This window comes from Rhizobium sp. SVR5-2C, from assembly GCF_056755115.1.
Genome location: NZ_JBNDHT010000070.1, coordinates 1 through 20,982, shown reverse-complemented (window position 1 = coordinate 20,982; position 20,982 = coordinate 1). Strand labels below are relative to the sequence as shown.

Genomic DNA, 20,982 nt, shown 5'->3' with positions numbered 1-20,982 from the left:
GCATTCAGGATGACGGTGGCGGGATGCCTTCCGAAGTCTGTGGCGAGTCTTCAATCCCTCTTCACGAAGGCCCAGAATGGCATAGAGATGGCGTTGCCGAGGTCATGTCCACTCGATTGAGTGGCGGGCACATCAGCACCGCGAGTGAGAAGGGCTCGGAACACTGCCAATCTACTATTCCCGTCATCCAGCCGGATAGGGAAGTCCGACGAAGTCAGGAGCCAACCGTACTGGAATATCGCTACCGCATTCACTCCAGCTAGTCCTTCAGAGATCACCGCTCGAAATGGAGTGCAGGCCTAGCAAGGCAGGCGCGAGGACCGTCTCATCTGAATTGGCAGACTGCACAGCGTAAACTGGATATGAGAACTGCGGCGTTTCGGGGACGAGGTGGAGCTGCCCAGACGCGATGTGAGGCTGCACGGTGCTCAGTCTGAAGTACCCCGACCCGCCTGTAGCAAGAAGATAACCGAGCGCGAGTGGTCCGAGATCGAAAGAGATATCCGGAGCGACGTCCGGGAAACTCATTCCCTGGTGCTGCGCAAAATCCGGCCCCCAGTCCACATGCACATAGTCAGCGTCATCTAGCACGCGCGACTCGGGATCTGTGGTTACCAGCACGAGCTTTTCTTCCATGAGCAGATCGACTTTTAGACCCGGTCGATACTGTGGTGCATACATGATCGCCACGTCGACCGTCCCCGATGCTACTTGATTGATCAAATCCTGCGGCACATCAACATGTACGCGAAGAGCGATGTCCGGAAGCGACCGACGCATCCACCGGACCCAGTCAAGCAGCAGCGGTTGCGAAAGGTTGACCTCGCTGCCGACAGTCAGAACAGCGCGACGGCCAGTCGGCACGGCAACCTGATGGCGCGTGCGCTGCCATAGTTGGACGAACATTGGAGCGTGGTGCAGGAACTGCTTACCAGCAGGAGTGAGCGAAGCTCCGCCTTTGTGTCGGGTGAAAAGCCTGCGCCCCAATTGCTGCTCAAGGCTGCGAATTCGCGCGCTTACGGTCGTCTGAGCCACATTCAGTTTTTCCGAAGCTCGAAGGAAGCTTCCGGTCGAGACAATTTCGATGAAAGTACGTGCGAGTTCGATGTCCATACCGACATAACATAAAAATTGCGCTCAAAGGTCAATAAAATTCCTTTGTCAGATAGATTCGAGCCCATTACCTTCCTAAGAACTAGCCGAACCTGGCGTTAGTCAATCGCTGCAGGCGTCAGTTGGCGCGCGCCCCCCGCGCGCCTTGCAAACCACATCGTATTGTCTGGAGCGTGCAGGAAAGATCATGACGACGAGAGAAGGCGTCAGCGCTGGCGGTTCCTCCTGCGGGGATGTGGGCGGCTGCGTTTTTTTCAAGACGAGTGCATCCGCTTGCCGCCGAGATCCACATCCGTGCGTTGGCCGCCAGAGTTGCCATGTCCAATGAGAGGCCTTTCATGAGCTCCAACACGAATGACACCCAAAACCTTGACTTCAGCATCGGCATCCCAGTGAGCCGGCTCGCAGATGGTGCCATGCTCGCCGGCCGTGTCGGCGACGAGCGTGTGTTGCTGGCACGCAGAGGCGAGGAAATATTCGCCGTTGGATCGGTCTGCAGTCATTATGGCGCACCCTTGGCCGACGGGCTCCTGGTGGAGAATACTGTTCGCTGCCCTTGGCATCACGCGTGCTTCAGTCTGCGCACCGGCGAGGCTCTGCGCGCCCCGGCTCTCTCATCAATCCCGTGTTATGACGTCGAGCAAACTGGCGGCCACATCCGGGTTGGGGCGCGTCGCCAGCCGGTATCGCGTCGATCGCTTCCAGCCCGCGCCGGTCTGCCCGAGTCGATCGTGATCGTCGGCGGCGGCGCTGCCGGCCACGCGGCCGCTGAAGCCCTCCGGCATGAGGGCTACAAAGGGCGCGTGACAATGCTGACCGCCGATGAGGCAGGCCCTTGTGACCGACCCAATCTGTCGAAGGGCTATCTCGCGGGGACCGCGCCAGACAGTTCGAATCCGCTGCGCTCATCTGAATTCTACCAGGCTCACGACATCGATCTGAAGCTGCGGGCGCAGGTGAGCGTTATCGACACAAAGGCGCGGCACGTCGAGCTCACCGACGGGACCCGATATGCCTATGACGCCCTCCTGCTGGCCACAGGCGCAGAGCCTGTGCGGTTAGATGCGGGTGATGAACGGCCTCCTGTCCATTATTTACGGACGCTTGCGGACGCCCACGCATTGACCGCCGCGGCGGCGGCGTCCCGTAGGGCCGTGGTGATCGGCGCCGGCTTCATCGGCCTGGAAGTCACGGCCTCTCTCCGCGCTCGGGGCGTCGAGGTGCATGTGGTCGCGCCCGGAGCAATCCCCATGCAACGGATTCTCGGCGACGACCTCGGCCGGCACATCCGAGCGCTTCATGAACGCCATGGCGTAACCTTCCACCTCGGCACGACGGCAGCCTCGATCGGCGCGGATGGCGTCACGCTGAAGAATGGCGAGATCCTTCAAGCCGACTTTGTCGTCGCAGGGATCGGCGTGCGCCCGAACCTGATCTTGGCTAAACAGGCCGGGTTAAAGCTCGACCGCGGAGTAATTGTGGACACGTATCTGGAGACCAGTATCCCAGGGATTTTCGCCGCCGGCGACATCGCCCGCTGGCCCGACCGGCTCACGGGCGAGAACGTTCGAGTGGAACATTGGGTGGTAGCCGAGCGCCAGGGTCAGACCGCTGCCCGCAACATGCTCGGTAAGCGCGAGCGGTTCGATTGCGTACCGTTCTTTTGGACCGAACAGTACGATTTCAGTCTTGCTTACGTCGGTCATGCCGAAGGATGGGATGAGACGGAGATCGACGGAAACCTCGCGGAAAATGACTGCACAGTCACATATCGACGCGGCGGACAGAGGGTGGCCGCCGCCTTTGTCCATCGGGACTTGGCCGGAGTTCGCGCCGAACTTGAGTTCGAGTGGGCAATGGCCAATCGCGGGTGAGTGCTACCCGGATACTTGCGTTGTCTTGGGTCGCGGGGAACCGATCGGCGACTCTCAGAAAGCTGCCAGAATCAACGGTTCCAAAAGCGCGGGCGCGGTCGATTTCCATCGTAGCTTTCCGCTTCAATGCAATTTTCTTGCGCCTATACTGCATTTAAATCCGTTTGCTTTCCTGTTTTATACAGCGCAACGTTCAAGGCACGGCCGGCGTCGGCTGTGACGAATTTGGAACATGCGATGTCTGATCAGGAAGACGTTCATTTGGTTGACGATGCTAAACGGCCCACGCCGTCGGCGTCGGCTACGCCCGCAGCAGGATCCAGAACATCTATCCACAGCCTCACGACGTTCCAGCGGATGTAATAGCCACCTGAGAATGAATGAGCGCAGGCAAGGTCTGATCTTCTTGGGAGGGTGGACCGGAAACGTCGTCGTCGTTGAGTCGGGCCGCCTGCTGGCAGGTGAAGAGCAAGAAGCAGATTATGTCTAATCCCGCCGCAGTCCTGGATGATCCTAAGCCCCGGTTTCTTGTCAGGTGGTTTTACTCGACCAACCACAAGGATATCGGGACGCTCTACCTGCTGTTCTCGATCATGGCCGGCGTTCTCGGTACCGCCCTTTCCGTGTTGATCCGCATGGAATTGCAGGAGCCAGGCTTGCAGATATTTGACGATCCGGGCGTCTACAACGTAGTCGTCAGCGCCCATGGGCTGGTCATGATCTTTTTCGTCCTCATGCCGGCGCTGATCGGTGGCTTCGGCAATTGGATGGTGCCAATCATGATCGGCGCGCCCGATATGGCATTTCCCCGCTTGAACAATGTTTCGTTCTGGCTGCTGGTGATGTCGTTTATCCTTTTCATCACCTCGATATTCGTCCCAGGAGCGCCAGGTACGCTCGGTCATGGCGGCGGCTGGACGCTCTATCCGCCCTATTCGACGGACGGCCAGCCGGGGCCTGCGGTCGACCTCGTCATCCTATCGATCCACCTTGCGGGAGCCTCCTCGATTCTCGGCGCGATTAACTTCATCACAACCATCCTCAATATGCGTGCGCCCGGCATGACGCTGCACAAGATGCCTTTGTTTGCCTGGTCAATGCTGGTCACTGCCTTCATGCTTCTCATATCACTGCCGGTGCTCGCCGGTGCGATCACAATGCTTTTGACCGACCGCAATTTCGGGACGACCTTCTTCGCGCCGTCCGGCGGCGGAGATCCGATCCTCTACCAACATCTGTTTTGGTTCTTCGGCCATCCCGAAGTTTACATCATGATCCTGCCTGGTTTCGGGATCATCAGCCATGTCATTTCGACCTTCGCCAAGAAGCCGATCTTCGGCTATCTCGGCATGGCCTATGCAATGGTGGCGATCGGTGCGATTGGCTTTGTCGTCTGGGCGCATCATATGTATACCTCCGGCCTGTCTGCGGACACCCAGCGTTACTTCGCCTTCGCCTCAATGGTCATCGCCGTTCCAACCGGCGTGAAGGTCTTTTCGTGGCTGGCGACCATGTGGGGCGGATCGATCGATTTCAAGGCGCCCATGCTCTGGGCTCTCGGCTTCGTTCTGCTCTTCACCATTGGCGGTGTCACGGGGATTATGGTTGCCAGCCCCGGCCTCGACCGCATGTTTCACGACACTTATTTTGTGATCGCTCACTTTCACTATGTGCTGTCGCTGGGCGCCGTCTTCGCCATCTTTGCTGGCTTTTATTATTGGTTTCCGAAAATGACTGGTTACATGTACAGCGAAACACTCAGCAGGCTGCATTTCTGGCTGACATTGATAGGCGTCAATCTCGCCTTCTTCCCTCAGCATTTTCTCGGCATGGCTGGCATGCCGCGACGCTATGCCGACTATCCCGACGCTTTCGCGGGCTGGAATTTCGTCTCCTCGATCGGGTCTTACATTTCGACGGTCGGGCTTATCGTCTTCTTTGTCACGGTGGCGGAGGCTTTCAGCCGCAAACGCCAGGCCGGCGCCAATCCATGGGGCGATGAGGCGACCACACTCGAATGGCAGTTACCGTCGCCACCGCCCTTCCATCAATGGGAAAGGCTGCCACGCATTCTCTAACATTCGGCTCCGACTTCAAATCGGCACCGCTATTACCTCGAAGTCTCGTGGAGAGAACGTCGTGAACGAGACTCCATATCCAAACAACCAGATCCTGGTCGTGGCGGTCGTCGCCTTCTGCTGGGCAATTACTGGGCAATTGGGGCCAGGTTCTGCCCTCGGGGAAAGGCAAGGCTAAGCTGAAGCTGCGACCACGGAACAGTGAACCTGCTGTATCGAAAACACATCATCCAGCGACACGCCATTGCTCGTGAAGTTGTGCTCTTGGCAACCGGCAACATCCGGCGTCGAAGCGCCTTGTTTGACCCAAAGTGCTCGAGGTCTTCGAGCGAGCGACTGCCGAGGATGCTTGGTTGCCTGCGATGACCGTGTCGCGCAACGACGAGTTAAAATCGATCTCGCTGCCTGGCTTGTCAAATGCGCAAGCAAGTATCACCGCCTGACGAATGGCTCGAACGTTCTCCGAAGAGATCTTGCCCTGCGTCATCACGGCGCTCACTGTCTTGATTCACGAGGCTTGGGACGCAGGCAAACTGCTAGATGCATATGGATGCGGAATTATGTAGCAAATGCCCCTAATCGGTGAGGCTGGCGTTGGCAGCTTTGTGGTAGGAGTGAGCACGACTGAACTGCGCACCTCGTGCCTGCTGCCATCGCGGAACGACGAGAGGATTACCAATCAAACCCCGTCCGGAGGCACAAAGAAGCAGTTAACACGGTATTTCCCATCCTTCCCCATTCCCGCAGCTTCAGAACGGTCATCTGTTGGCTGAAGGCAGATGTGATAGTCATAGTCGTGAGATGGAATCTCTGTTCCGTAAGGGATTAACAATAGCTGATTTCTGGTCACAAGATGATGGTCTCCCGGATGAAGGTGAATTGAGAATCCGAAAAGCCCTTTCGTGACATCCGATCTCGGAATCGCTTGGCAATCACCATCGACATCGTCGCCATTGCAACAGGCGGGTGGGTAGGTCCAACCGCCAGCCGCCATGTGGGCACAAACTCGCTCTGCGCCGAGCCGCATGACTAGCATCTTGACTGACTAAATTCGTAGACTTGGCCCACACGCCTCGGCTTTCAGAAGGACCTGCTCAAAGCGGATTCCAGTTGCCGTAATGCTCGCTGATTGGGCCGCGACGAAAGCTGAGCACGATCAAGGCGGTCCCGGCTGCGATGCTTGCGAGCGTTCCAATCAGGCTGGCTTCGTAGAGCAACGGCGTAATGAACAGTGCGCCTCCCAGAAGCACGTTCAGGTATCGAGCCGGCCGGGCGACTTCCGCGGCGGCGACCGAAATCACGGTCAAAACAAGCGCGCCGATCACATGGTCCGCATTCGCCATGTTGCCTTCGGCTCCGAGCGTCAGGCGCGTGAACAGCAAGAACAGGCCGATCAGCGCGGAGAGAGCCAGATTCCACGGCAAGCTAACACCGCCGCCGATCATACTCTTGAGCACGGCACCCGGCGAGCGATTGAAATCGTCCTGGACGGGTTGCGCCGCTCCGCTCTCCAGCTCGTCGGTGTCGCCAAAGAGGAGCACGCGCAACCAGTTCTGGCCGACTTTGATACGGCGACGCATGAATTGCAGCGTCGCCAGCAGTTCGTCGAGCGAATAGGGGATCTGCACAAGGACTGCCGCCGCGCCGATCAGCGCCATCGTGCTCCAGGTGCCGATGACCACCGGCTGGATGATGATGAAGGCGATCGAGGTGATACCTAGCGGTGCGATCATCAGGCCGAACAGCACGACCAGCCACGGCATCGTACGCCAGCGCATTCGCGAGCCGACGATGCCGGTGAGAACCTCGAGCAGATAGGTATAACCACCAACGGCCGCATCGGAGACCGGCCAGGCCTTCGAAACCGACGAGGTGATAATCTCCTCGGTGCCGTTTTGCGGATCGCCGGACGAGCCGACAAAAAATGGGTCCCATACCCTCGGGAGATGGCCAAGCTGGTAGCCGGCGAGATACCGCGACACATAGAGGCCGATCAGCGCCAGCACGATGATGGGCAGGCGCTGGGTCCAGGCGGAGGGGTTGTAGCTCCACCCGGCGGGAACGTTTGGACCGGTCAGCGCTGCCACGGCCGACGGACCGGGCTCGGGTTTGGTGCAGACCGCAAAGCCGAAGATCAGCGCGCCGACGAGCGTGTCGGATAGATACGCTGTGGCGTTCACCGTCGAGAACAGGAACGGTATAGCCATGACCGAGGCGCCGATGCCGGCGCAGAGCCAACGCGCCCACTGCAAGCGCCAGGACAGCGCCAGCGTAGCGCAGATGATGAGCGCGACGCCGAGTGCCATTTCGCTCCGGCGGAGAAGCGGCTCGGAAACGTTTATCAGCGTCGGCTGAGTCAGAAGCCAGGTGCCGAGGCCGATATTGACGAAATGCGCCCAGAGGTTGGCGCCGTGCTCGGCTTTGACCTGCGCCTTGCGCGTGACCCTCAAGATCTCAGCGTTTTTTCCGGCGCCCGCGGCCTCGCCAAACCATGCCGGAGGTGTAACGCGATTGGCGTCATACCAGCCGGCGGGGTCGGCCTTGAGCGTGGCGACGAGCCGGGGCAGTTCGTCCGTCAGCCGATGCCGCGGCTCCCAGCCGAGCAGGTCGCGCGCGCGCCCAATATCGAGCGCGTAGTGGTCGTCGGCCATGCCGACCATGAATGGCTTGATGAATGGTTCCTCGCCCTGATCGATGACATCCGGTATCACCGGCTCGAGCTTGCCCTGCACCCACGCGCCGGCGAAGGCGAAGAATTTTGGCAAGCGCAGTGTCGGCCAATCGTCTTGCCCATGAAGGTGATAGCCAAGTTCGTCCTGAAGAGCATCGTAGCCGATCGCATCGGGCTCGCCGATCAGGATCTCGGCTTCAGGCGGCAGCTCTGCGCGGCGTTCGACGGTGCGCCGGAAGGCGTCGACCATATCCTCGCGATGCAGCATCGCTTGACCAACGAGGGTACTGCCGGAATAGAAATAGCTCTGGAGGTCGTGCTCATAAATTCTCGCTATTTGGTGGGCCATCGTCGGCACCACTGTGCGTTCGTCGTAAACCCCTGCCAGCCGCAGAATGACATATGGGATATGCCCGTGTTCGGCGCGGACGACCTCCTCAGCCGCAGCTTTTGATTCCGGGTATGCCCAGCGCGGATCAATCGGCTGGCGCTCGTCAATCCGCTCTCCCGGGCTGCACGGAGCGTGGACGAGCATGGTGCTTGCATAGACGAACTGCTCAACATCGAAGCTTTGCAACGAGCTCAGCAGACGACGCGTACCCTCCACGTTGACGGACTGGTAACGCGGGTCGTCTTCGCCGGAAAATTCAAAGAATGCGATGAGATGGATAACGCTGGCGATGCGCGGGCCGAACATGTCGCGAAATTTATGAAGTGACAACTCGACGGAAGCATCCGATGTAATGTCGACTTCAAAAACCAGCATGTCTGCATCATGTGCGCTTCGATCGAGTGCAACGATACGATAATCCCGACCAAGAGCTCGACTGATCGAACGTCCAAGGTTCCCGGCTCCGCCAGTAATGAGAATAACGGGCCGTGTATCTGAGACTGGTCTGGAAAAGTTGGACGCTGTTGGCATGGTATGAACCTCGAGCTCTAGGCAAAGCTAACGTCGGAGGAGCTTCATAACGATCTGGAATCTGTCTCCCAGGACATTCTGCTACACCCTCTCAAAGCAGCTTCATCGCGCGGTGCGACTTTGTCGGACGGAGGTGCCTGCAATTCTCACGAGCGAGCGAGATGAAGCCAAACGCTGGCACGGCGGCGCGTCGACAAGGACTTATGTTCGCATCAAGGACTTCGACCGAGCGTACGCCATCCGATCCATCAACGAAAACGATTTTAATTCAGAGTTCAATGCAATTATCTTGTTCAACGACGCCTTCGGCACGCCGCGTTTCTCTTGCGCCGCCTAATCTGCTAGCCCAAGAGCACGGGCAATCTTCCTACCCAAGGCAGAGCTTTTCCTCACCAGACCGCCAGAGCCTTGTCCGTTCCGACGACAACGAACTGATATGAGATGAATCGCAATGCCGGTTGGTCAACGACGTCGAAATCTTCACCTTCCACTTAGCGATTCCGGATCATCCGACGCAGAAGTGGATGCGAACTACGCCTGCTTCCTGCCCGTTACAGGTGGTCTTTATGGCCGACCATCCAAGTGTCTGCGCCTCAACTTGCCAGTCAAACGCCGGCCTCCCCGTGGCGAACGGTCGCGCGACGCTGGTAGCAGCTGGTCGAATCTCACCCAGGTTCCTACATGCTTCAATGGCCAGCCTGAACTGATCATTAGGACAACAATAGGAATGTAACGACGTGGTGGATGTTGCTGCAACCGACTTCGACCTGTGGAGCCGCCAAACACGTGCAAGGTCGGAAGAGGCGCAACTTGAGGGGTTGCTGTCGAGCATTCGTGCCTGTCGCGCGTGTGCTGGAGAATTCAGCCACGAACCACGCCCGGTGGTGCAGGTAACCACCGAGACCCGTCTCTTGATCTGCGGCCAGGCGCCAGGACGACGCGTGCAGGAGAGTGGTCTGCCATTCGATGATCCCTCAGGCGATCGTTTGCGCGAGTGGCTTGGGCTGGATCGCAGCGCTTTCTATGCAGACGCGCGAATTGGCGTGGTCCCTATGGCGTTCTGCTTTCCGGGGACCAATCCCAAAAGCGGAGACTATCCGCCACCGCCCCGCTGTGCCGCACTCTGGCGACGGTCGCTTCTGGCGTGCCTTCCGAGGGTGGAGCTGACGCTTCTGGTAGGCGGTTACGCTCAACGGTGGGCGCTGCAGCACACTGCGAGCGGGTCGATGACCGCGACCGTCGCCGCGTGGCGCGCCTATGGTTCCGCAGTGATCCCGCTGCCTCATCCCTCGTGGCGCAGTACAGTCTGGCTGCGCCGCAACCCCTGGTTTGAGAACGAATTGACCCCTCACCTGCGCGGCCGGGTTGCTGCCATCCTGGGCGCGGATTCCCCTCATCAGCCGGTGTCATGATAAACCCGATTATCTCTTTCAATTCAGCCAAGCCAGGTCCGGATTAGCGTAGCTGCAAGGTCGCCAGTGGTTTGGTTTGAAGTTTCTGCCGCGTTCAGCGGGACGTGCCCACACGGAGCTTCCGTCAGTCGCTCAATCGGGTGAGCACCTGGCCGCGGTGCAGGGCCACGTGGTCGGTCTTGCTGCTCTTGATCTCCTATTGAGGAGATTGCGAGCTCGCGTGATGCGTGTAGCCCTTGTACTCTATATTTTGAGTATGAATCGCAATGATCGTACGTTGACGCGACCTGCCTCCGAGTTCCAACTCACCCGATCCCCGACCTCAAACCGTTTCGTCATCGCAACCGGGGTGGCGCGACGACGCGAGACCTTCTTGTGTCCTGTCATTCTCTGTTCTCCGCGTGGTAGACTCAATTCAGGTGCATTTGTGGCTGAGGGACTGGATTTGGCCACCCGGTCCTGGCCAGCTCGAACTCCAGTTGGGCGGGGAGTCCGGCCAAGCCCCTCGCCCATGTTGCGTGCCGCGGTCCTGCCCTTGCGCTCAGCGCCCCGACAGTGTTCCACGCGAATGTCCTCACCCAGTCGGGCCAAGGAGCGCTGTCGCCGGCGGCGAAACTTCCCTCAATTCTAGATCGGTGTCTGCGGTGACCCCGCAGTCGCGCTCCAACCCCGCCCGTTTGAACAATGTAATCAATTCGACATGACCCGGTTCAATCGGTCATTTTCAAGCAGCGAGCGAGTAGCACCGCCGAAGATCCACTCCCTGAATCTGCTGTGGCCGTAGGCGCCGGATATGATCAAGTCCGCATGCATCGCATCGGCCACATCGGCGATCGTTCCGCCATTGGATTTTTCCGGAAGCACGTCCGCCTTCACCTTTACGGCGTGAAGGGACAGGAAGGCAACAACGTCGCTCAGGCTGTTCCAGGTTTCATCAGTTGCGTCATCGTTGATCGTGATAACCCGCACCTCCTCAGCCATTTGCAGAAACGGCATGGCATCGACAATTGCGCGTCTGGCTTCACGCGTGTCCTTCCACCCGACAAGGACCTTATTGATCCGGAAATTTTCCTGATTTTTCGAGGCGACGAATACAGGTCGTCCTGCCTGAAGGATTAGGTTGCCTAGATCAGCGGAACGATAAACGTTGCCAGAAGAGGCGCCCTCGGGCGACGCTGTGACGATGAGATCCGCCATACACGCCGCGTTGATCAGCAAACGGGTCGGATTGCCTACGGTACCACGCCATTCCGTCTCAACCGTTGCACCAGCAAGATCTTTGAATTCGGCGCGAAGGTCCTCAGTCCGTCGCTCAATGTTCTTCAGCTGGCGCATCAGGCTTTCACCCTCGAAGACCGCGCCTCCTTCCATCGCGACGGGCGGCAGAACATCGGCAGCCGAAAGACCGATCAGGCGCGCATCGAACCGCCGAGCCAACTCGACACCGAGCTTGATGACAGGAGCAACTATCCCGTCAATGTTGAGACTGAGTAGGATTGACTTGTAGGTCATTGGACGTCATCCCTTGAACGGGTAATGAGGCGCTTGGCGAAGACTGCGGCATTGCGGCGCACCAGTAACACTTGCTCGTCGCCGCAGCGATGAACAAACCATTGGGAAGGTCGGCAAGCGCGATGCCTTGGACAAGAACTGGCTCGTTTAGCTTCTTATGGACTTCGGCCACACTCTTCTCCCTTGGCGAGAACTCTCAGGCAACCAGTCTCGGAACACCTTCTGAATGGCTTGCGCGCCTTCACGTTTTCAGGACCGTCAGAAAGTTCGAACCTACCCATTCGTTTGCGGGCCGAACAGGATATATGATGCAGTTTCCCCGTTCCTTATGTTCACGCAAACGAATTTAATCGGTAATTTCATGCAATTTTTATGATAAATGCAACAAGAACCCTCGTCGGAAACCATCGTCTTGCGCTCTCAATTGTCTGTTCCCTTTGAGTTCAGGCGGCTAACCCGTTTACGTCCATCTGGACTTCTGGCGCTCTCCCCCGAGTTCGCGGGAGAGCGTCATGTCGCTGTCGCCGCGTTTCAGCCGAATGGTTGATCGTGGCGCTAGTGGTATTGGTATTTTCTATTGGCCGCGCCGCTTAAAATTCCGGCGGCCGGTATGTGACCGCCAGCGAACTAATATTCTCGATGTTCGGAATTGCGCCGCGGCCGAGGAATAGATCACACGCTTGAGCGCGTGAGTCTTGAACAGACATTCGGCTACCTCGCAACTATCAGCCCTACACCAAATTCCGACATTGCATCGATCGCATGATGTCTGCCCGGGAGTTGCATTGCGCGACACCTTGCAAAACTCGCTCCGTCATTCACCCTCGCGGGGCGAGCGGTCGGTCGCGCCTCCAAACACGAGCATGTCCATAAGCTTGGCCGGTGACTTGTTCAGTAAAACGGCCGAATGAACTCTCCGGCAATACCAGGTCGGTTCAGCCACCCTCTTGCGCGGCCAGCATTAGTTGCGACAATTACTAGACCTGCCATCAAATTTACGTCGAGCGTCAAAGGATCGTTTGCCCTGTCTTACCCCAGTCGGCAAGGAAGGATGCCAACCCCTTGTCGGTGAGCGGGTGTTTGGCAAGATTTCTGAGCACCCCCGGCGGTACGGTCGCAATATCGGCGCCTGCCATCGCGGCCTGCTTGATATGCAAAGGTGTGCGAATTGAAGACGCCAGGATTTCGGTCCTGAAGGATTTGTCATTGTCGTAGATCGTGCGGATTTCTCGGACGACTTCCATGCCATCTAGACCGATGTCGTCCAGCCTTCCGACGAACGGTGAGATATAGGCTGCACCCGCCTTGGCCGCGAGCAATCCTTGGTTGGCTGAAAAGCAGAGGGTGACATTGACCTTCAGCCCGCGCTCGCTGAGTGCCCGGCACGCTCTGAATCCATCCCAGGTGGATGGCACCTTGACGGCCACGTTGGCAGCAATGCTGGCCAATCGCTCTCCCTCGGCGATCATGCCGTCGACGTCGATCGCCGTGACTTCCGCTGAAACCGGACCGTCGATTGTCTGGCAAATATCCTTGATCACATCCTTGAGCGGTCGGCCGGTCTTTGCGATCAGCGAAGGGTTGGTGGTCACTCCGTCGACAACGCCTGCGGCGGCAAGTTCGCGGATTTCGGTTATGTCGGCTGTATCGATAAAGAACTTCATCGTCCTTCTCCTCAACGTAACTAGGTTCACTAGATGATTTAGGCTGGTTTCCAGAGAGATGATTTTGCTCTCGCAGCTGTGATCGCACACCTACATCCTCGAAAGGGCGACGGGAAAATAACGGAAGATGACCTCTCTACCGATGTCTCACCAAAATCTCTCTGAGGACGACGGCATCATTGTGGGTTTCGTCATGAGCCGAGTAGACCAGCGTGACCGTGCCCTCCGCTATCAGGCCGCGCAATCGGTCGAGTTCATCGCGATGTTCATGGATTTCCGCCGCGTACCGCCGGCGGAATTCGTCCCAGCGTGCAGGATCATGTCCGAACCATTTCCGAAGCTCGGCGCTTGGCGCGAGTTCCTTCATCCAATGGTCGATCGCTGCTTCGGTCTTCTTGACTCCACGTGGCCAAAGCCGGTCAACCAGCACGCGCATGCCGTCGTCGATGGCCGGGGTCTCATATGCCCGTTTCAATTTCACTGTCTCGGAGATTTTTTTACTCATCGATGTCGATCCTTTCGCGTGTAAAGATTGCCTCGTCGACCGCATCCGACGTGACACGAAGATGTCGTCGCAATGCCTCTCGATCCAGTGATGGTCGATACCATGCTGCGCCGGTAGGTGCCGACCTCATGGATCCTGAAATACCTCAGGCCCAGGTGTAGGAGAAATCTCATCAAGGTTGTCCTTTGCAGCCGGGACAAGTCGCCTGCCTGGCTCAGGGGGCGGACTTCTGGCCCTGAACATTGAACTGTTTCAGATAGGCAATTACGTCGGCGATCTCTTGGTCCTTGTTGAGACCGGCAAATGCCATCTTTGTGCGGGGGACCAGTTTGCGCGGCGCGCGCAGATACGTCGTCAGCGTCGGTTCATCCCAGGTCAGACCGGAATTCTTGTTCGCCGCGGAATAACTGTAATCCGGATATGCACCAGCCACTCGTCCGACGACCCCATTCAAGACCGGACCTACCCCGTTCTTTGCGTCGGAGCCGACCTTGTGGCAGGCCATGCACTTCCTGAAGACGACGGCACCAGCTTCGGCATTGCCGGAAGATGTCTCCTGTGCATGAGCGGATCCGAGTGCGGTCAGAATTGCAGTTACCAATCCAAGCATGGTCGATTTCATGTTTTGCCTTTTTCAATGGGCGACAACGGCTGTCACGGGCGGAGCTGCCGCTGGAAATGTCGGAGATACAACCGTCGGAACCGCACCGTTTGTCAGGCCCGGAACGGCGTTGCATCAGGCATGAACCAGTGGGCCAGGCTTCTTCAAATACTGGTTCTTGATCGCGTCCACAGCCCAATAGGCAAGAGCGCCCACCGGTCCAGTCGGGTTCTTCCCGGCGTTCTGCGGAAACACACACGCGCCGGTGACGAATACGTTCGGAACATCCCAGACCTGAAGATACTTGTTTAGAACACTGGTGCTTGGGTCTGCCCCGAAGACCGCCCCGCCTGTGTTGTGCGTGCTCTGATAGGGCACAATCGAATACGGGATTGGCGGGACGTCTCGATCGATCTTGGTCGCACCCATCTCCTTGGCTATTGTTACGCAGATGTCGGCCTGAGCGTTCATCTGCCCTACTTCGTTGTCTTGAAAATTGAATGTCATCCTCATCAACGGACGTCCAAAAACGTCGGTGTAGGTCGGATCAAGGCTCAGGTAGTTCTGTCGGTAGGCCATGACCGCGCCTTGATTGCTGATGCTGGCCGCGTGGTCGTAATTGTCGGCCACCGCCTTCTTCCACTCCGAGCCCCAACGCGGCGTGCCGCGGGGTGTTGGATGCGACTGGATAGGCCGGGCGCCCGAGTTGCTGCAGCTGATACCGCCGCCCCCTATATAGCCGGCCTTCACGAAATCGTAGTTATCGCCGTTGAAATCATCCATGCAGGTGCCGAGCGCGCCTGCTCCCATGAAACGATTCAGGATGGTTTTCCTGTCGAAGAAGGCGATAGCCCGGCCACCGCACTGATAAGCATAGTTGCGCCCAACTACGCCCTTTCCCGTTCTTGGGTCATAGGGCATGCCAATCCCCGAATGCAGCAGCAGGTTAACGTTGCCGAGCGCGTAGGCCGAGAGGATGATGAGATCGGCAGGCTGTTCGAGTTCGCGCCCGCGTGCATCGAGATAGGTGACGCTGACCGCCTTCCTGCGGGTCGAATCGAGATTAACCTTCAGCACGACCGAGTTGGTGCGGAGCTCGAAATTTGGGTTCTTCACCGCCAGTGGAATGACCGTGAAATGCGGGCTTGCCTTGGCATTCGCCTCGCAGCCGAAACGTTCGCAGAATCCACAATAGTGACACTGGCCGAAGGCCACGCCATCGGGGTTGACGTAATCCCGCGATGCGTTTGACGACGGGTTGGGAAAAGGGTGGTAGCCCAGGTTGCGAGCCGCATTCTCGAACATCACCATGCTCTGCGCGGCAAACATCGGCGGATTGGGGTACTCATCCCTTCGCGATCCCTCGAAGATGTTGCCACCATCAATCTTCCGGCCGTTAATATTGCCTGCCTTGCCCGAGGTGCCGCATGTTTTTTCGAACTTGTCGTAATAAGGCTCGAGATCGTCATAGGTGATCGGCCAGTCCTGCAGGTGCATATCAGGAGGGATAATCTTTTCGCCATACTTGTCGATCGTCCGGGTGCGCGCCTGATGATCCCATTCGAGCCAGCGCCAGGTCACGCCGTTCCAGTGCACGCCGGCGCCGCCGACGCCTTGACCGGGCAGGAATGAGCCGAGTTGACGCATCGGCAGCGCGGTTTGCGATTCATCGTTGCGGAATGTGATGGTTTCCCGCGGCACATTCTGCATGAGGTCGTGGCGGGCGGCGTAGCGCAATTCGTCATGGATCTGTGGGTCGATAAAGTCCGGATTGGTGGCACGCGGGCCTCCCCGCTCAAGGGCAACGATTTTCAGCTTGGTCGATGCAAGCTCCTTGGCAATGATGCCGCCTGTCCACCCAAGACCCACAATCAGGACATCGACCGGGTTGAGTTTGGTGGCCATGTTACAGTCTCCTTCTTCGTGCGCCGATCAAATGAGATCCTGGATGCCTTTCGGTTCAGCCGTATAGGGCTTGTTCCGAAAGGGTTCGATCTTGTCCATGTACATGGCGTCGACGCCTGGGAAGCCGATCATCTTCCAAGCCGCTCTGTTCTTGTTTCCGCCATACATCGGGTCAGCGAAATAGCCTTCGATCGTGAGCTGCAGCAGAAGCCCGAAAAAGGTCGCCGTTGGCACCGTGGAAAGCTCGACTTTCTCGCCATCAAGACCCGCCATCACCGATGCACGATCTTTCAGCGAAAGGCCGTCGAAGCTGCTCTTGTAGTTTTTCTGCACATATGCACTGACGTCGGCCATACCGGCCCGGATCAATTCGGACGGCGTCATCGGCAGTTGATAGCCTTGCTCTGGCGTACCCTCACCAAACGGCCCTTCCAGATAGAGCCGATCGCCCTTGCCGTATCCGCCGGCCATTTGCCGATCGATGTAAATCGCAACGCCGAGTTCTTTGGCGCCAGGACCGATTGAATCGCTGGGGATTAGCGTATCGACTGCGGCCTCGATGAAGGAGGATTCGTCGACATTGAAGAATTCATAGCCCGAGTTCCGGGCATGCGACGTCGAAGCGCCGGTCACGTGATGATGCGGTTTGCCGGTCGTCGCAACCGCCATTTCGTCCGCCGATGCTGATCCCACCAGCGGCAGTGTGCTCGCGGCTCCGGCCGCGCCGAACAGCTTGAGAACGTCGCGACGTCCCACGTCGCCCTGGCTCTTTTCTCTCATCGACATGATCCTCTCCCGTGACGCTGCAGGCGGGGCGATGAGGACGGAGAGAGCTTGCGCCCACTACGACCGGCACTGCGCAGCGCCCAGCGCTAAGCTTTGTAAATTTCCCTGAAGCCTAGTTCTTTTGCTTCACGACAAGCAAATGAATTTAATCGGTAAATGAATACAGTTTTTATGATACAAGACTTATTCGTTGCGAATATCACTGACTAGAGCGGCCTCGACAAACATGGGACTATGGATCGAGTTCGACGTGAAAATGTAATCCATGGACTTATCGCAAGACACGACTGCAAACTTGCGCGTATTCGATGTCGAGCCCAGCAGTCCTTGGTGTTGGCAACCGGCCAGTATACGGTGTTGGCGATCGGCGAATATTCTCCACGACCCGTACCAAGAAACCTGGATTGCTTGGCGATGATGCCAAAGCCGCCGCGGCCTATAGAACATGGGAACAATAGCATGAGTGGGAATAGCCGGAGCAATAGAACGATTGTCATTGACGGCGTCCCGTTGCCGAATACGCTTGACGAGACCATGATCCATAATGTGGTTCACGGCTTCTATGATGAAATTCGCCGCGACGACCTTCTCGGCCCGATCTTCCATCACGCCATCCAACCCGACGTGTGGCCACGCCATTTGGCTAAGATGTGCGATTTCTGGTCCGCTATGCTGCTCCGGACGTCCCGATCTGAAGGCCGGCCATTGCCGCCACACGTGGCGATCTCCGGTCTCGGCGACGAACATTTTCGGCGTTGGTTAAAGCTGTTTCGCGCCACCGTGCGCCGCATCTTCCCACCCGAGGTGACGGCACTTTTCATGGATCGCGCCCTACGCATCGCTCACAGTTTCCGCCTCGCGGTCGCTTTCAGCCGTGGCGAGACCACACTTGGCATCAAACTCATTGTCGAGAAGGACCTGTGATGCCGGAGTGGTGTGTGAATGGCCTCAACAAAGGCACCGCAATTCATGGGAGGAGCCATCCGTGCGGCTGACCAATTTCTCGGACTATGCTTTGAGAATGCTGATGTATGCTGCCTCCGCAGGTGATCGCCTGATCACGATCGAGGAGGTCGCGCGCACTTTCAACGTGTCCAAGACCCACCTTAACAAGGTCGCCAATACCCTGACGCGCGGCGGCTATCTGAAGGCGGTCCGCGGCCGTTCAGGCGGCCTTGTTCTGGGCTCCCGCCCAAGATGATCCGGATCGGCGATGTCGTACGACTGACCGAGCCGGATTTCGAAATTGTAGAGTGCTTTGCCACCGGAAACCAATGCGTGCTCACCGGCTCCTGCAAGCTTTCAAGAATGTTTAGCGAAGCAATGGCCTCAGTCCAGATCATCCTCGACCGCTACACGCTGGCTGACGTGGGGCTGATACCCCAGGACTTCCTCGGTGGACAGCTGCCATCCTCCGGTTCCGGCGAAGCGCGAGGAAGGCGGGCAAAGTCGGCGTCTTTGTCAGGATCGGAGACAGGGTGATTACGGAACGAAGAAGGGAGAGCCGGCCATCTCGTCGCTGCATCGGCTCAAGGGGGAGCAAGGATCCGTCGCCTTCACCTACTCCGGCGAATTACCTTTTGCTCAGAGCCTGCCGCTTTTCTCGGATGGAGACGAGCCATGACTAGATCAAAGAAGAACGAAAATTAGGTAACAAAGCAAATAAAGTCTGATATCGACCAGGACAACAGTCTGTTGCCAATGTTGATGGGCGGGCTTGCGCTGATCGTCATCGACGCAATCATCATCATGATGTTCGTCTAATCACACCCTTCTCGATCGGGCCGATCGGAACGACAGCCGCGGGATGGTCGCTCAGATTGAGCGGCAGCGATGACTGCTGGAAATTTTTTATCTCAACTTCACGGTGCCGCGTATCCCACGTCGCACCGGCCGCGCCGAATATGAAACTGAGGCCGGTCGCCGCGTGGATCCGGCTTGGAGCCGATATTGGAGACTTCGCCCTTGTAGCAGAGGCAATGAAGGCGCTAGCGCCATCTGGCCGGCTGGAGCATTCAGACGTCTTGTGACGATCGCCGTTATGCACCACGCAGAACGGACCCGCTTGCCCTTCCTCCGTAGCTGGCGGCGCTGTCGTGAGTTCCAACAAAATATCCATTAATCCACCTCCATGGCGGACTTGATCCACATCGCCAAACCCGTGCCAAACGGCGCGCCATTTTTAGTGCAATATTTTTGTTCTTAATGAACAATAAATTCCGTTTGCCTATTAATTAGAAACAATACACATTGGTTTCGTTATGACGTATCGCGATCATGGACTGCGGACCGTCTGCCGATTTGAGCGCGTATCGGGCTCCCTGAGGCCGAATGCCTGGCGGCGCCGAGAAAGGATTTGACCATGCTCAGAGCTAAACGCGACTGACTGGTCGAACTCACGGCGCTCACGCGTCTACTTCGCCTCCATGATCCACAAGAGCGATGGGCTCTAATGGCAGCGGTGCGACATGCCGTCGACCGAAGTGCCGCGATGCACGGCCGGGCGCTCCGATATCTCTCCGGCGGAGAGATAGGCGGAGGAACAGTTGTCTGCAGTGCTCCACGGCCTGATGTCCTGTGCACCAAAGACGCCATAACAACGAAGGTGATCTCAGTCCCGCCCAAGACGAGCATCGATGATCACCGCATCGCAACAGGCAAGGAGCGTACCAATGACCATTGATCTAGAGAGTTCACGGACCAGCGAAGCGCTGCTTGCGGGAGCGGGATGCCCTGCGCCGCATCGCCACGACTGCGATTTCACGCTCGATAGAACGACGGTTGATCAGTGGGAAATTTCAATCCGCTCGCCACGGGCCGATGCTTGGGTCCGCGAGGAACTATGTCAGCCGTTCGGTTACTGTCTGGGCGGAAGCATCATCGTCGACGTCTTGAGCGCGGATCGATTTATCAAACGTGCACGGGCTCAGGGTTTTCGTACTGAGTTCGTTGGCGCCGGCGGCAAAGATTTCCTTTAGGAATTCAGCAACCGTCTTAGCGGATTTGACGCCACTGAAATGGTGCCTGTCGTCTCCACCATCATATCACCAGTCTTCTTCGCTCCCGCTCATCAAGTGAGAGGATCCCTTCAGAAAAGCAGTTGGAGGCAATCCCGTGACCGAGACCATCAACCTCAATAATACGATCTACTTTGTTTCGTTGGTCCTGTTCTACTGGATGCTCATAAACTTGTTTTCACAGAACTACGCGGCGTCAAGCGATTTGGGCGAAACCACAAAGCAAGAGTTGGCACGGGATGACGAGCGCACACCCTTGCTGCCGCGTTCAGCGCTACGAGCATTGCGCGATGTCGATCCGGACTTCATCGCTGAAGACTTCCTAAGCTATGCAGCGAACACCTATGAAATAGTGATTAGCGCCTTCATTGCGGGTGATCTTGATACATTGCGTCCGCTGCTGGGCGCCACTGTCCTCGCAACGTTTGAGCATAAGATTGAGGCGCGCAAATCGCGGGGCGAGACCTCGGAATTCATCCTGATCAACGAGCCCTCACCGGTGATCTTAAGTGTCGTCGTTGAACGCGAGAGCGTCAACGTGACGATCCTGTTCTCCCCGGAAGTTGTCCAGTGTACCCGATCGGCTGAGAATGCGATCATCGAAGGGGATCCCAAGAAGGTCGTTCACGTTCACCACACGTGGACGTTCTCACGGCAACTGTCCAGTCCTGACCTGCCATGGCAAGTGGTGTCGACCGACTAAAAACACGCGAAACCTACATGTCTAGGCTCTCAGGCAATTGCCGAAACGTTCTCGGTGAGATCGGTATCAGATCCTCTTCGACCTCCAGCCCGACGACAGTCTCAACAATCGTTCGTGATGCCTGCTAAGTCCGAGCTTCTTCTATTGGAGTAGCCCCCAAAAGACCGGACATGCTCAGGTTTGAGATTGCGAGCTGATGAACTCGCGCGGCGATTGATA

General features: G+C 57.5%; 14 protein-coding genes and 1 pseudogene. 7 read left to right on the top strand and 8 right to left on the bottom strand.

What is annotated here, in order from left to right; genetic code table 11:
• Positions 1-267 precede the first annotated feature (267 nt).
• Positions 268-1,113 (bottom strand): LysR family transcriptional regulator, encoded by an 846-nt coding sequence (locus ACPYOI_RS19925; RefSeq protein ID WP_481423257.1) that lies wholly within the window; start codon positions 1,111-1,113, stop codon positions 268-270.
• Positions 1,114-1,451: 338 nt separating this feature from the next.
• Here ACPYOI_RS19925 and ACPYOI_RS19920 point away from each other — a divergent pair, with 338 nt between their 5' ends.
• Positions 1,452-2,987, top strand: coding sequence for an FAD-dependent oxidoreductase (locus ACPYOI_RS19920; RefSeq protein ID WP_481423256.1), 1,536 nt, complete (start codon positions 1,452-1,454; stop codon positions 2,985-2,987).
• Positions 2,988-3,469: 482 nt separating this feature from the next.
• Entirely contained in the window at positions 3,470-5,065 is a 1,596-nt protein-coding gene (ctaD, locus tag ACPYOI_RS19915) for a cytochrome c oxidase subunit I (protein WP_481423255.1), read from the top strand.
• A gap of 1,094 nt (positions 5,066-6,159) precedes the next feature.
• Here the strand turns inward: ctaD and ACPYOI_RS19910 are convergent.
• Positions 6,160-8,658 (bottom strand): NAD-dependent epimerase/dehydratase family protein, encoded by a 2,499-nt coding sequence (locus tag ACPYOI_RS19910; protein ID WP_481423254.1) that lies wholly within the window; start codon positions 8,656-8,658, stop codon positions 6,160-6,162.
• 767 nt (positions 8,659-9,425) lie between these two features.
• On the opposite strand from ACPYOI_RS19910, the gene ACPYOI_RS19905 reads away from it, so the two are divergent.
• Complete coding sequence (locus ACPYOI_RS19905; RefSeq protein ID WP_481423273.1) at positions 9,426-10,070, top strand: uracil-DNA glycosylase family protein; 645 nt, start codon at positions 9,426-9,428, stop codon at positions 10,068-10,070.
• A gap of 690 nt (positions 10,071-10,760) precedes the next feature.
• Here ACPYOI_RS19905 and ACPYOI_RS19900 read toward each other — a convergent pair.
• The 6 genes from ACPYOI_RS19900 to ACPYOI_RS19875 all read right to left on the bottom strand — a co-directional run bounded on the left by ACPYOI_RS19900 (position 10,761) and on the right by ACPYOI_RS19875 (position 17,043).
• The gene (locus ACPYOI_RS19900; RefSeq protein ID WP_481423253.1) at positions 10,761-11,405 is read right to left on the bottom strand and encodes a universal stress protein; all 645 of its coding nucleotides are present in this window, start codon (positions 11,403-11,405) and stop codon (positions 10,761-10,763) included.
• A 1,184-nt stretch (positions 11,406-12,589) separates the two neighbouring features.
• A complete protein-coding gene (fsa, locus tag ACPYOI_RS19895; RefSeq protein WP_481423252.1) occupies positions 12,590-13,246 on the bottom strand; it encodes a fructose-6-phosphate aldolase in 657 nt (218 codons plus the stop codon).
• 136 nt (positions 13,247-13,382) lie between these two features.
• Entirely contained in the window at positions 13,383-13,751 is a 369-nt protein-coding gene (locus ACPYOI_RS19890) for a DUF488 domain-containing protein (RefSeq protein ID WP_481423251.1), read from the bottom strand.
• Between the two features lie 214 nt (positions 13,752-13,965).
• A complete protein-coding gene (locus ACPYOI_RS19885) occupies positions 13,966-14,373 on the bottom strand; it encodes a c-type cytochrome (protein ID WP_481423250.1) in 408 nt (135 codons plus the stop codon).
• Positions 14,374-14,487: 114 nt separating this feature from the next.
• Positions 14,488-16,089: a GMC family oxidoreductase gene (locus ACPYOI_RS19880; RefSeq protein ID WP_481423249.1), complete on the bottom strand. Its 1,602-nt coding sequence runs from the start codon at positions 16,087-16,089 to the stop codon at positions 14,488-14,490.
• Between the two features lie 195 nt (positions 16,090-16,284).
• Positions 16,285-17,043 (bottom strand): gluconate 2-dehydrogenase subunit 3 family protein, encoded by a 759-nt coding sequence (locus ACPYOI_RS19875; RefSeq protein WP_481423248.1) that lies wholly within the window; start codon positions 17,041-17,043, stop codon positions 16,285-16,287.
• Positions 17,044-17,373: 330 nt separating this feature from the next.
• Here ACPYOI_RS19875 and ACPYOI_RS19870 point away from each other — a divergent pair, with 330 nt between their 5' ends.
• The 4 genes and pseudogenes from ACPYOI_RS19870 (at position 17,374) to ACPYOI_RS19855 (ending at position 20,763) form a co-directional block, all read left to right on the top strand.
• Positions 17,374-17,967, top strand: coding sequence for a group III truncated hemoglobin (locus ACPYOI_RS19870; RefSeq protein WP_481423247.1), 594 nt, complete (start codon positions 17,374-17,376; stop codon positions 17,965-17,967).
• 61 nt (positions 17,968-18,028) lie between these two features.
• Positions 18,029-18,525: pseudogene (locus tag ACPYOI_RS19865) on the top strand (RrF2 family transcriptional regulator).
• A 1,190-nt stretch (positions 18,526-19,715) separates the two neighbouring features.
• Entirely contained in the window at positions 19,716-20,021 is a 306-nt protein-coding gene (locus ACPYOI_RS19860; protein WP_481423246.1) for a hypothetical protein, read from the top strand.
• A 136-nt stretch (positions 20,022-20,157) separates the two neighbouring features.
• Entirely contained in the window at positions 20,158-20,763 is a 606-nt protein-coding gene (locus tag ACPYOI_RS19855) for a Tim44/TimA family putative adaptor protein (protein ID WP_481423245.1), read from the top strand.
• The last annotated feature ends 219 nt before the right edge of the window (positions 20,764-20,982 follow it).

What these genes read in the sequence shown, in the direction of transcription:
- ACPYOI_RS19860 (WP_481423246.1), top strand. Translation starts at nt 19,716, where the DNA reads ATGACCATTGATCTAGAGAGTTCACGGACCAGCGAAGCGCTGCTTGCG.
- ACPYOI_RS19875 (WP_481423248.1), bottom strand. Translation starts at nt 17,043, where the DNA reads ATGTCGATGAGAGAAAAGAGCCAGGGCGACGTGGGACGTCGCGACGTT.
- ACPYOI_RS19885 (WP_481423250.1), bottom strand. Translation starts at nt 14,373, where the DNA reads ATGAAATCGACCATGCTTGGATTGGTAACTGCAATTCTGACCGCACTC.
- ACPYOI_RS19900 (WP_481423253.1), bottom strand. Translation starts at nt 11,405, where the DNA reads ATGCGCCAGCTGAAGAACATTGAGCGACGGACTGAGGACCTTCGCGCC.
- fsa (WP_481423252.1), bottom strand. Translation starts at nt 13,246, where the DNA reads ATGAAGTTCTTTATCGATACAGCCGACATAACCGAAATCCGCGAACTT.
- ctaD (WP_481423255.1), top strand. Translation starts at nt 3,470, where the DNA reads ATGTCTAATCCCGCCGCAGTCCTGGATGATCCTAAGCCCCGGTTTCTT.
- ACPYOI_RS19920 (WP_481423256.1), top strand. Translation starts at nt 1,452, where the DNA reads ATGAGCTCCAACACGAATGACACCCAAAACCTTGACTTCAGCATCGGC.
- ACPYOI_RS19910 (WP_481423254.1), bottom strand. Translation starts at nt 8,658, where the DNA reads ATGCCAACAGCGTCCAACTTTTCCAGACCAGTCTCAGATACACGGCCC.
- ACPYOI_RS19890 (WP_481423251.1), bottom strand. Translation starts at nt 13,751, where the DNA reads ATGAGTAAAAAAATCTCCGAGACAGTGAAATTGAAACGGGCATATGAG.
- ACPYOI_RS19925 (WP_481423257.1), bottom strand. Translation starts at nt 1,113, where the DNA reads ATGGACATCGAACTCGCACGTACTTTCATCGAAATTGTCTCGACCGGA.